The organism is Paenibacillus xanthanilyticus (assembly GCF_042682185.1).
In the GTDB taxonomy this organism is placed as follows: Bacteria; Bacillota; Bacilli; order Paenibacillales; family Paenibacillaceae; genus Paenibacillus_Z; species Paenibacillus_Z xanthanilyticus.
The window spans coordinates 3139665-3151752 of sequence record NZ_JBHUHA010000002.1; the positions used below are offsets into that span (position 1 = coordinate 3139665).

Annotated in this window: 5 protein-coding genes; all 5 read left to right on the forward strand. The window is 57.5% G+C overall.

The features are described 5' to 3' along the window. Nucleotides 1-290 precede the first annotated feature (290 nt). The 5 genes from ACFSKT_RS31275 (at nt 291) to ACFSKT_RS31295 (ending at nt 12070) form a co-directional block, all read left to right on the forward strand. Nucleotides 291-1169, forward strand: coding sequence for a carbohydrate ABC transporter permease (locus ACFSKT_RS31275; RefSeq protein ID WP_377717030.1), 879 nt, complete (start codon nt 291-293; stop codon nt 1167-1169). A gap of 15 nt (nt 1170-1184) precedes the next feature. Further along, on the forward strand, nt 1185-2015 hold the full coding sequence (locus ACFSKT_RS31280; protein ID WP_377717032.1) for a carbohydrate ABC transporter permease: 831 nt from the start codon (nt 1185-1187) through the stop codon (nt 2013-2015). Between the two features lie 129 nt (nt 2016-2144). Beyond that, nucleotides 2145-8528 carry an S-layer homology domain-containing protein gene (locus ACFSKT_RS31285; RefSeq protein ID WP_377717034.1) on the forward strand — a complete coding sequence of 2128 codons (6384 nt, stop codon included), beginning with the start codon at nt 2145-2147 and terminating at the stop codon, nt 8526-8528. Between the two features lie 274 nt (nt 8529-8802). Further along, complete coding sequence (locus tag ACFSKT_RS31290) at nt 8803-10332, forward strand: ABC transporter substrate-binding protein (RefSeq protein WP_377717036.1); 1530 nt, start codon at nt 8803-8805, stop codon at nt 10330-10332. Nucleotides 10333-10357: 25 nt separating this feature from the next. Further along, nucleotides 10358-12070, forward strand: coding sequence for a sensor histidine kinase (locus ACFSKT_RS31295; RefSeq protein WP_377717038.1), 1713 nt, complete (start codon nt 10358-10360; stop codon nt 12068-12070). The last annotated feature ends 18 nt before the right edge of the window (nt 12071-12088 follow it).

Here is a 12088-nt window from a genome sequence, read left to right on the forward strand (position 1 = left end):
TCGAACGAAGCTCGAACAAAAGCTTTGTCCCTTAGGACAACGCGGGCTCATCGCGAAAGGACACATCAAGGACGGCCGCGAATCGAGTCATGCTAATTAGCAGAGTCCAGAGGTGAACGTTTTTCGGAGAAAAACGACTTCGGAAGCACATGCTTAACCTTCTGGTTCCCCTCGGCGGAGGGGGAAGGGGGAGCGAGAATCGGGGATCCTGAAGGGTGAAGCTCTTTGTCCATCATATAGCGAATCGGGGACGTTCTCGGGCGACCGGGGACGTCTTCGAATGATAGGGAGTGGTTAGATTGCATGCCAGAAGCAGATATGCATGGGCCTATTTCATGATCGCGCCGACGCTCATCGGCACCTTGGTGTTCTGGGGTTGGCCGGTTGTCCAATCGATTCTGCTCGGATTCCAGCAGTCGGAGAATTTCGGGCTCGTCAATCGTTGGGTCGGATTTGATAACTACGCGAAATTATTCCGCGACGAGGAGTTCTGGCAGAACCTGCGCAACACGCTCTACTATGTCGCGCTGTTCGTGCCGGTCACGCTGGTACTCTCCACGATCTTCGCCGTGCTGCTGAACACGAAGATCAAAGGCTTGTCCGTGTACCGCGTCATCTTCTTCCTGCCGCAAGTGACGATGCCGGCCGCCGCCGCGATGGTGTGGGTGGTGCTGTTCGCGCAGGATTTCGGTCTTATCAACCATATTCTTGGCACCCGCATGGCGTGGCTGTCCAATCCGCATTACGCGATGTTCGTGCTCGTGATCGTCGGCGTGTGGGGAGCGATCGGCATGAATATGCTGCTCATTCTCGCCGGCTTGCAAGGCATACCGAAGTCGCTTTACGAGGCTGCGGACATCGACGGCGCCAAGCGGTTCAACAAGTTCCGTTACATTACGATCCCGATGCTGACGCCGACGCTGTTCTTCACGAGCATTATCCTGCTGATCGGCGCCACGCAGATTTTCGACTCCATCTATCTCATTATCGGGAAGACGAACGTCGCGCTGCCGGCGGTACGCTCGCTCGTGTATGCCTACTATCAGAACAGCTTCGTTTATTTCAATCCCAACTATGGAGCCGCGATTATCAACGTTCTGCTCGTCATTAACCTGATCCTGACCGGGATTCAATTCGCGTTCCAGAAAAAATGGGTCGTCTACGACTAGGAAGGGGGAGCAGACATGCACATCTCGTCGGCGAGGAAGGTCAACATCGTCGTTCATAGCATTCTTATTATCAGCGCCATTGCGATGCTCGTTCCATTCGTCTGGATGGTGCTGACGTCGCTGAAGACCACGACGGAAGCGACGCAAATTCCGATCCGGTATCTGCCCAGCGCGCCCAGCCTAAGAGGCTATATCGAGGCGATCAAGCAATCGGCGTTTCCGCATTATTACATGAATACGGTGTTTACGGCGTTCATGAAGACGGTGTTTCCGGTTATTTTCAGCTCGATGGCGGCCTACGCTTTTGCTCGAATCAAATTTCCGGGAAGCTCGCTTCTCTTCGTTCTGATCCTCTCGGTCATGATGGTGCCAAACCCGGTGTTCTATACGCCGCAATATATGATGATGAGCGACTTGGGGTTGGTCAACAGCGTGACCGCGCTGTGGATCACTTCGCTGATTAGCCCGTTCGCCACGTTCCTGCTGCGGCAGTTCTTCTTGACCATCTCCAAGGAATTGGAAGAGGCGGCCGTGCTGGACGGCTGTAATCCGTTCCAAATCTATTGGCACATCATGCTGCCTCTGGTGAAATCGGCGCTGGTCGCCATCGTCATCATTCAATTGCAGTGGGCTTGGAACGAGCTGCAATGGCCGCTTATTATTAACAGCTCCCCCGAGAAAATGACGCTGTCTTCCGGCATCGCGACCCTCGTGTCCATGTTCGGGACGGATTATCCGGTCTTAATGGCCGGGGCCTTCATGGCGGTCGTGCCGATGATCATCCTCTTCTTTATTTTCCAGAAGCAGTTTATCGAAGGCATCGCCTTCAGCGCGCATAAAGGTTAACGATCTCGCTGCAGGTATCCGGACTTTCAGAAGTCCGGATTCGTCTGCTGCCGGCCGGATGACGGACGACAGACAAGGAGGGTCGGTTGTTAATGATAACGCTTATAAATTTAGAAGAGGAGGATGTCGATGAATCCCTTATCCGTACGCGATAACAGGAAGACCATCATTCAAGTACTGCTCATCGCATGCTTGCTATTGAGCACGTTCGTCGGGAATGCGGCAAGCCCCGTCCATGCGGACTCGGAACCGACGCGCGTGCCGACCAACCCCTATCCCAGCCCCGCGGTGGATAACGCGCTAAGCAAGCACGATTTGGTCTATGCCCCAAGTCCGCTGGACAATCCGTTGAAAGGGTTCGCGCCGTTCTATCCGTGGGAGACGGACAATTCCTTCCCCCACAGCCTGGAATGGCATTACATTCCGCTCAAAGCGGTGATGAACGGCCCCGATTCCTTTACCTTCGATACCGGGCTAGAGCCGGCGCTGAATGCCATCGCGGCGCGAGGGAATCAGGCGGCGATTCGGGTCTATCTGGAGTATCCGGGCAAAGAAGACGCCATCCCCGACTTTATTCACCAAAGCGGCGTTGAAATGCGTCATAACGACACCTTCGACCAGGACGAACCCGATTATGACGATCCGTTCATGGTTGCCGCGTTGACCAACTTCATTAAAGCCTTCGGCGCCAAGTACGACGGGGATCCGCGCATTGGATTCATTCATATGGGCCTCGTCGGCTTGTGGGGGGAGTGGCATACGTACCCCTATGACGAGGATGCCGCGGATGGGCTGCCGAACTACATGCCGAGCGCCGAGACGATCGGAGCGATTTTCTCCGCCTACGATACCGCCTTCGACCGCACCAAGCTCGAGGTCCGCTATCCCGGCTTGCCCGGCGCATCGTCACACAATTTCGGCTACCACGATGATTCCTTCGGATACAAGGAAGGCAGCCCGCCGCAGAGCGTCACGCAGCCGGAGAGCATGGGCGGCGCCTACTATTCGTTCCTGACTCGCATGTTGGAAGCGGGCTCGGAGAACAAATGGATCACGGAGACAGTCGGCGGGGAAGTGCGGCCGGAAATTCAGAGCAGCTTCTTCAGCGGCGGCGCGAATGTGGACGATGCGCTGGACGATATCGAACTGACGCATGCGACCTGGATGATCAACCATGGCGGGATTAGCGGCTATAAGGCCGACGATGCTGCCGTCGCGGCGGGCGTCCGCAAGATGGGCTACGATTTGCAGGTGAAGAGCGCCTATTATAACGATATCGCGCAAGGCGACCCGCTCAAGGTTGGCGTCACCATTCAGAACAATGGCGTCGCGCCATTCGCGTACCCGTGGCAGGTCGAGCTGGGCGTGAAGAACGCGGCAGGCAAGCTTGTGAAGCAATGGGATACGACATGGGATATAACGAAGGTGATGCCTTTGCAAATCCGAACATATCCGGAATGGAACGTGCCCGGCGATCCGGAGTACGTCCCCTTCGGCGAACCTTATTATTTCGATGCGTCGATTGCCGCTCCGGGCTTGAATGACGGGTACTACTATTTGGTCATGAAGGTGGTCAACCCGCTAGAGGCGATGAGCACCAAGGCGAAGAAGGTCGGATTCGCGAATGCGGATCAAGACAAGGACGGCTGGCTCAATCTGGGTCCGGTGCTGATCGGAGAGTGCGAAGCGCCTTGCTCTACACCTCCGACTTCGCCGCCGCCGCTGCCGAAGCGGCTGCTCGTGGATAATTACGACGGGACGCCGGCATGGTCCGGCAGCACGCAGAACGATCTCGGTCAATGGACCGGTTCCAGCGGGTTCGCCAATGGCAGCGGCGCAGGCGTGGCGGAAGACGGCGCACTGGCACTGCAGGTTAAGAATATGTCGCGACTAGAAACGAATGTAGGCCGGAATGTCTCGGATACGGGGAAACTGGTCATTCGGGTGAAAGGAGCCGCCGGCGGCGAAGAGAATAAGGTAAGCGTCACGATCGGCGGCGTCACGAGAACGATCGGACAATTCAGCGGCGATACGATCACGACAAGTTACAAAGATTTGGTAATCGACTTGCCCGCTCAGGGCGTAGACCTATCGCAGACCATCTGGAGCATCGCGATCGCGCAAGCTTCGTGGGATATGACGGGTACGATCTATATCGACGAAATCTATTTTACGGACAGGTATGAACCCGATTCGGGTTCTGGCTCGGATCCCGATCCTGGTCCAGGTTCGGCAGTGCCGGGGCTCATCGAGGATTTCGAATCCTATGCCGATGACGCTACGCTGGCGCAAGCATGGACGGAAGCATGGTCGGACCAACCGGGCTCCGTGACAAGGGCGCTAGGCCAAGCGAGCGGGAGCAAAGGCTTGAAGCTGACGGTCGCGAACGCGAATTCGGAGTGGTCGAATATCCTGCATGCCATCCCTGCGGACAAGAAAGATTGGTCGCCCTTCGACGGGTTAAGCTTCTGGGTGAACAACAAGACGACCGATAATAAGGATGTGAGCTTAAATGTCGCGCTCCTGACGCCGGCGGCCAAGGGCGAGTTCGGGCTCCGAGAAGGCGGTTCGGCGTTCACGCTCGCGGCGGATGGAACGTGGCGCGCCGCGGCATTCAACGGAAGCTCGCTGCGCGTGCCAGCCGGCTTCCAAGGCGTCGTCCGAATCGCATGGGATCAATTCACGCAATCCGCTTGGCAGTGCGGCGGCGTTCAGGCCGAATGTACAACCGCGCTGGATCCGAAGGAAGTAACCGGGCTGCAGTTCGGGTACCCGCCGGCCGGTTATGCGCATAACGTCATCACGATCGACGATATCCGGCTCTATCGGGCGGACCGATCGCTGGAGGATTTCGAATCGTACGCGGACGATGCCGCGCTGCAGACCGTCTGGCGCGTGGACTGGGAGTCTGGAGAACCTTCCGCGCTTCGCACGCTCGATGACGTCCATTATTCGGACGGCCGTCAGGCGATGAAGCTGTCGGTGTCTCCGCCTCCGGGTAAGCCTGCATCCGATTGGGCCAATATCAAGCGCGCGGCGTTCACCGGGCCGGACTCGAATTGGTCGGGCTTCGACGGGCTCACCTTCTGGGTCAACCATTCGTCGCCAAGCGGCAAGGCGATGGACTTGAACCTGTCGCTTGTCACGGATGCGCCGAAGGGCGAGTTCTCGCTGAAAGCAGGCGGGACCGTGCAGTCCTATCATGGAACCGAGGGCTGGAGAACAACCGCGCTCGGCGGCGGCTCCCTGTCGATCGCGGCGGGCTACAAGGGCATGGTCCGAATTCCGTGGAGCGCCTTCGCTCAGTCCACATGGCAGGGGTGCGATGGGTGCGATGCGGTATTCGACGCCAGCAAGGTGCTGCAGATCCAATTCGGCTTCGGCCCGCGCAATCAAGCCGACAACGTCCTCAGCCTCGACCAAATCGGGCTGTATGCGTTAGCGGGCCGCGCGAGCGGTTCCGGCGGGGGAACGACGACTCCGCCTACCGACCACCCGAGCCCGCCGGCTTGGGCGACCGCGTCGGGTACGCATGCCTTGGTATATCAGCCCGCGCCGGTGGATAATCCGCTCAAAGGTTTCCTGCCGTTCTACGATGCTTCGGAGGAAGCGTATTTCAAGAGCGGCGACGATTGGAGAGACCGGCCGACGCAGCTGCCGTACAGCATGGAGTTCTTCTACTTGCCGCTTCGCCAGCTGATGAACAATCTGGATGATTTTAATTGGACGGAGCTGGACAAGAGGCTGGCGGCGGTGGCGGCCAGAGGCAATCAGGCCGTATTCCGGGTGTATCTGGACTATCCGAACAAACCTTCGGGCATTCCGCAATTCCTGCTCGATCAAGGGCTGAAGACGTACAATTATACGGAATTCGATAACGGCAAGAATGCCACGAGTTTGGCGCCCGACTATAATGACGAGCGCCTGTTGAACGCGCTGGACAATTTCATCGGCGCGCTCGGCGAGCGTTATGACGGCGATCCCCGGGTCGGCGCTCTCATGATCGGATTGATCGGCTTCTGGGGCGAGTGGCATACGTATCCATACGACGGAAATCTGAAGTCGCCGAACCTGATGCCGACCGACGCCAACCTGAAGCGGGTCCTAACCGCAATGGACAACGCCTTTAATGAAACGCAGCTCGTCTTGCGCTATCCGAAGGACAGCGGCGACCTGAAGACCAAGAACTTCGATGTCGGCTATCATGACGACTCGTTCGCGTTCCAGACGCTCCCGCCAAGCCTGGGCGGCCAAGGCTGGCATTTCTGGGGGAGAGTCAACGACGCGGGCGTCGCCGACTTCTGGAAGAACAACAGCATGGGCGGCGAGATGAGACCGGAAATTCAAGTGAAAATGTGGAACAACGATCCGCCAAGATACAATGAACCGCAGACGCCGATCGAGGGCGCGCAGGGCGAGGATTATTACACGAGTCTCGACTTGACGCACGCCTCATGGCTCATTGCGCAGGGCATCTTCCAGACGCCGCTTGCTGCCGTGCCGCTCGCGAGAGCGACGGAAGGCTCGCGCAGCATGGGGTATGACTATCATGTGCCTGCCGCTTACCTGGACGCATCCGATGGAACTCTGAGGGTTGGCGTCGAACTCGAGAACCGAGGCGTCGCGCCGTTCTATGACGATTGGAAGATCGAGTTGGCCGCCCAATCGGGCGATGACATCATCCGCATCTGGCATCCGGATTGGAGTCTGAACGGCATTCTTCCCAATACGAACGGCTTCGATCAGAACAAGCTGTTCGAATCGACGGCCAATCCAGCCTTGAGTAATGGCAGCTATCGCATTCTGATGCGCGTCGTGAATCCGCTCGAGCATATCAATGCGGACGCCAAGAAGTTCCGCTTCGCCAATGCGGAGCAGCAGTCGGACGGGTGGTTGAACCTGGGCAGCGTGGAGGTAGCCAACAGCGCCGCCGAGGCTCCGGTGAGCGTGACGGGCTTAACGGCGAATACGCCGGGCGACATCCGATTGACTCCGGGCGCAAGCAAGCAGATCGACGTCACGGTATCTCCGGCAGAAGCGGGCAATACGCGGGTTGTATGGTCTTCCGCCGACCTTAAGATGGCCTATGTATCGGCTGCGGGCTTGGTCACGGCGGTCGGTGACGGCCGCACCGTCATTACGGCGAAGTCTGCCGACGGCAATCTGGTGAAGCAATTCCAGGTGACGGTGGCATCCGATCCGACCCCATCCTCCGGAGGCGGCTCCGTACCGCCTGCGGTACCGGCGCCTGAAGTATCGGCCGACGGAATCAAGCTCGGGCAGGATGCGGTCAAGGTCGTTCGGGCGGCGAACGAGCAGGGCGTACCCGAAATAGCGGCAACCCTCGATGGGAAGAAGCTTCAGGATGCGTTCCGCGCGCTTCGCAACCACGCAGCGAACGGGCAATCGCATGCGGTGATTATCGAGTTGGACAACGACGGCGGCAGCGTGAAAGTCAATATTCCTGCCTCCGCGCTGGCGGAGGCGGCTGAATTGCCGGGTGCGTCCATCGTCGTGCAGACGGATTTCGGCAGCTACAACGTTCCCGTCGGCGCGTTAGGCTTGACCGCTGTCACGGCGAAGCTCGGCGCGAGCGCGGATGAGACGACGCTGAGCATCATTGTGAACAAAGTCGCGGGCAAACTGGCGGATCAATTGGCGGAACAAGCGGGCAAAGAGGGGCTGACCTTGCTTGCCCCTGCGCTGGACTACCACCTATTCGCTCAAGCGAAAGGACAAACGATCGAAATTGCCAGCTTCGGCGGCGCCTATGTCGAAAGAACGATCGTGCTGCCGGGAACAACGGATCCGGCGACCACGACCGCGCTCCTCTTCGACCCGGCGAAGGCGGCATTCCATTTCGTGCCGGCAATCGTTCGAACGATCGGCGACCATACGGAAGTCGTCATGAAGCGGAACGGGAACAGCATGTATGCGGTCGTCTCGGGCAAGAAGGCGTTCGCCGATCTCCAGGGCCATTGGGCGCGTTCGGATATCGAACTGCTGGCCGCCAAGCAGGTCGTTAACGGAGTGACGCTGAACGGCTTTGCGCCGGGCAAACCGATTACCCGCGCGGAATTCACGGCCCTGCTCGTTCGTGCCCTTGGCTGGCATTCGCCGGATACAGTCGCGACTACCTTTAGCGACGTTGCCCAAGGCGACTGGTTCGCGGCTGCCGTTGCGGTGGCAGCGCACGCGGGGATCGTGGAAGGATCCGCGGACGGCGCCTTTAACCCCCATGAACGAATCACGCGCGAACAGATGGCGGTCATGGTAGCCCGAGCGCTGAATGAGGTGAACCGCTCCATCGAAGGCAACGAGGTCCTCCCCGCCAAGTATACGGATCACCATTCCGTGAGCGCATGGGCCGAACCTGCGATGGCGGAGATGCTCGCCGCTCGCATCATGGAAGGGAAATCGGAGACGACGCTCGATCCCGGCGCCTATGCCACCCGAGCCGAAGCCGCCGTCATGATCAAACGGTTCTTGCAGTTCATCGAGTTTATGAACTAATCTAGGCATGGAGTAAGGAGCACATGATGCTAATATTCATGTGCTCTTCTTCTATGATGCTGAATGCTGCATTCCCAATCTCCAGATTGTGAACGCAAACCAATCAGCCTTGCTGAATGCTGCATTCCCAATCTCCAGATTGTGAACGCAAACCAATCAGCCTTGCTGAATGCTGCATTCCCAATCCCCGACTGTAAATGTAACCGTATTCACACCCGTAGAATTCAGGTAGACTAGCATAGAGACGCCATGGCGAAGGAGGACGCGCTAGAGGATGAAATCGGCTGTCATCGGTATAATCGCAGTGCTTGTCGTATCGCTTCTCTACATCGTATACAACCCTTATCTAACCCCCGAGCTATCGAGCTCGCCGGGGGTTCAAGTTGTCGATACGGCGGATCGGGAAGCGGATGAAGCATCGGCATCCTTGGTCACCTTGCGTATGATCATGCCTGGCGATCGATCGGCCCGCATGGGTGATTTCGTCGAGAACGAACTCAACGATCGACTGAAGAACGAGTTGCATATCAAGCTTGAGTTGACCTATATTCCGTGGTCCAATTACCAGCAGAAGCTGGAGCTCGCCTTATCCACCGGCGAAGATTACGACCTGTTCTGGTACGGCGCGCCCTTCGTCTCCGTCTACCATACGAAAGGTTATATTCAACCGTTGGACGCGCTGCTGGGCCAATACGGGCCGGATCTTGTCCAACATATTCCCGACGAGAACTTCGAGCAGAACCGGATCGACGGCAAGCTCTGGGCCATCCCGTCGCAGGCGTTCACGTCCGCCGGCAAATTCTCTTCGGTCCTCGTGCGTCAGGATTTGCTGGAGAAGGCGGGCATGTCGAAGATTGCGTCCATCGCCGATTTGGAGCTGTTTTACGACAGGATGCACGCCATCGATCCGAGTTACTACGGCTATTTGGAAACCGACCGCGGGCATGAAATGCTATGGCGCGAATTGACGGATCGCAACTACTCGTCCCTGGATGAGCGCATGTTGTTTATGGTCGACGAAGATTCCGGGGAGATGCTGAGTTACGTGGAGTCCGATCTATACCGGAAGGTGGCGCAATTGCGCGAGTCCTGGGTGGAGAAAGGGATTATCGACAAGAACCTCGTCGGCAATCCGGCGGCGAAGATCGATCAGGAGAATGCGGGCAAGCTGCTGTTCCGCGTCGGCGCGGTATCCAGGGCGATGGAGAATTTGCAGACGGCGCGGAGCGCCGACCCGAATGCCAATCTCCGCGAGTATTACCTGGCCAAGGAGAAGCCGAAGTTCATTACGACGCCGAGCAACGAAGCCTTTATGATTACGGCCGCCTCCAAACATCCCGAGCGCGCGATGATGTTCATGAATTGGATTTTGAGCAGCCAAGCCAATTACGATTTTATGATCTATGGGGTCGAGGGGAAGGATTACGAGCTGGAAGGCGGCAAGATCAAGCAGCTGACCCCTGACCCGCTCATGTACGAATGGATGTGGCGCAATAAGGACTACTTCATCGCGCCGGCCGGCGTAGAGGACGACGTGATCCGCGACATGCTGACCAACGACGACAACTCGCGCATCTCCAAGCTGTTCGGGTTCCATTTCAACGAGGCGGCCGTGAAGAACGAGATGGCGCAGGTGATGGCGGTGTACAAGGAGAAATTCGAGCCGATCAATTTTGGCTTGGCCGGGTATGAAGCGTATTACGACGATGCGATCCAGGCGCTCAAGAAGGCGGGGTATGACGTCGTGTTCGCCGAGCTGAAGAAGCAGTTCTCGGCCTTCAAGCGCCAACATCTAAGAGGCTGATTCGTATTGGAGAGGACGATCGATCATGAGCCGATTCAGCATCTACACCAAACTGCTCGCCACGCTGCTGATCCTGCTATTCCCGATTCTGCTCCTGTTCGCGATGTCGAATCGCACGAGCACGGAGGTGTTGACGGACGAGATCATCAAGGTGAAGCGGTATCAGATGGAGACGTTCGCCGACCAATTGGATCAGCTGTTTTTCCGGTTGGATACGTATAAGAAAATGCTGTACGAAAGCACGGACGTCCGAAATTTGGCCTATCCCGATCTGCTCGACGACGTCCTGGATAAATACCGCATCAACCGGACCGTCTCCGAAGAGATCAACCGGCTGGCCGGCTACGGCGATTGGAAGGCGGTCATCGCGGTGCTCTATCCGCGCACCGGAATCGTCATCAAGAGCAGTTCCAGTCTGAATGCGCTGCCGGCGAAGCTGCCGGACGAAGATACCTTCTGGCAGTATTATGCCGACCCCGCCGAGCATTATTTCATGGGTATCTTGTCGTATCCGGAGAACTCCGCGGAATCGGGCGAGGCGCATATGCGGGTCGTGCTGAAGTTCGGCGTGGCGGCCCTGCGCAGCGCCCTGTCCGAATTCAAGGCGAACGGCTCGGGCGACCCGTTCCTGTACCATCCGGGCGCGGACCCGATCTATAATTACTCGGTGGACGGGGAGCGGATCGACGAGCTTCTCCCCCGGCTGGGCGAGATCGACCCGTCGGCGGAGAGCGGCCATATGATGCTCGCGTCCGACAAGACGCGCTTCCAGGTGCATTATCAAAAGCTGGAGTCGCTCGGCTGGTATTTGGTCGATTACGTGCCGATCAGCCAGATCATGGCGCCGATCAGCCGGAACCAGACGATGTTTTACGTGATCAGCGGCATGCTGCTGTTCATGGGGGCATATCTGGCCTTCGTGATGTATCGCAATATCCAGATTCCGTTCCGCAAACTGATTCAGAACATGAATTTGATCGAGAAGGGCATCTATTCCATCCGGATGACGGACAAGCCCAAAGGGGAGTACCGGTTCCTGTACGAACGCTTCAACGCCATGGCGTCCAAGATCGAAGAGCTGATCGAGGACGTGTACAAAGAACAGCTCCGGTCGAAGGATGCGACGCTGAAGCAGCTGCAATCGCAGATCAACCCGCATTTTCTGTACAACACGCTGGCGTATATCAAGAGCATGATCGAGCTGAAGGAGAACAAGGCCGCCATCTCGATGACGATGAACTTAAGCAAGTACTATCGCTACACGACGAAGACCGGGAGCAAGACGGTGCGGCTGAAAGAGGAGCTCGACTTGATTCATTTCTACCTGGACATCCACTGCATGCTGCGCGACGATTTCGAATTCCGGATCGAGATCGAGCCGCAGATGGAAGACTTTGAGGTGCCCCGGTTAATCGTCCAGCCGCTGGTCGAGAACGTCATTCTCCATTCGTTCGGCCAGCAATCGGACTATGGCATGATTACGATCCGATGTTGGCGAACGGGCGGGATGAACCATGTCGCGGTCGAGGATACGGGCAGCGGGATTGATTATGCGGCGATCGAAGCGATCGGCAAGAAAATCTACTCCAGCAACGAGGAGATCGAATCCGGGCTGAAAAACGTGCACCAACGGCTGCGTCTCCTGTACGGCGGGGAATCCGGCCTGAAGCTGAGCAAATCGAAATTGGGCGGGCTGTGCGTCGAGTTATGCTGGAGCGGCAAGGACAGCGCATCTTGACCGAAGGCGGTAAGGAGG

Coding starts and splice junctions, on each gene's coding strand:
- ACFSKT_RS31290 (WP_377717036.1), top strand. CDS start 8,803: ATGAAATCGGCTGTCATCGGTATAATCGCAGTGCTTGTCGTATCGCTT.
- ACFSKT_RS31285 (WP_377717034.1), top strand. CDS start 2,145: ATGAATCCCTTATCCGTACGCGATAACAGGAAGACCATCATTCAAGTA.
- ACFSKT_RS31280 (WP_377717032.1), top strand. CDS start 1,185: ATGCACATCTCGTCGGCGAGGAAGGTCAACATCGTCGTTCATAGCATT.
- ACFSKT_RS31295 (WP_377717038.1), top strand. CDS start 10,358: ATGAGCCGATTCAGCATCTACACCAAACTGCTCGCCACGCTGCTGATC.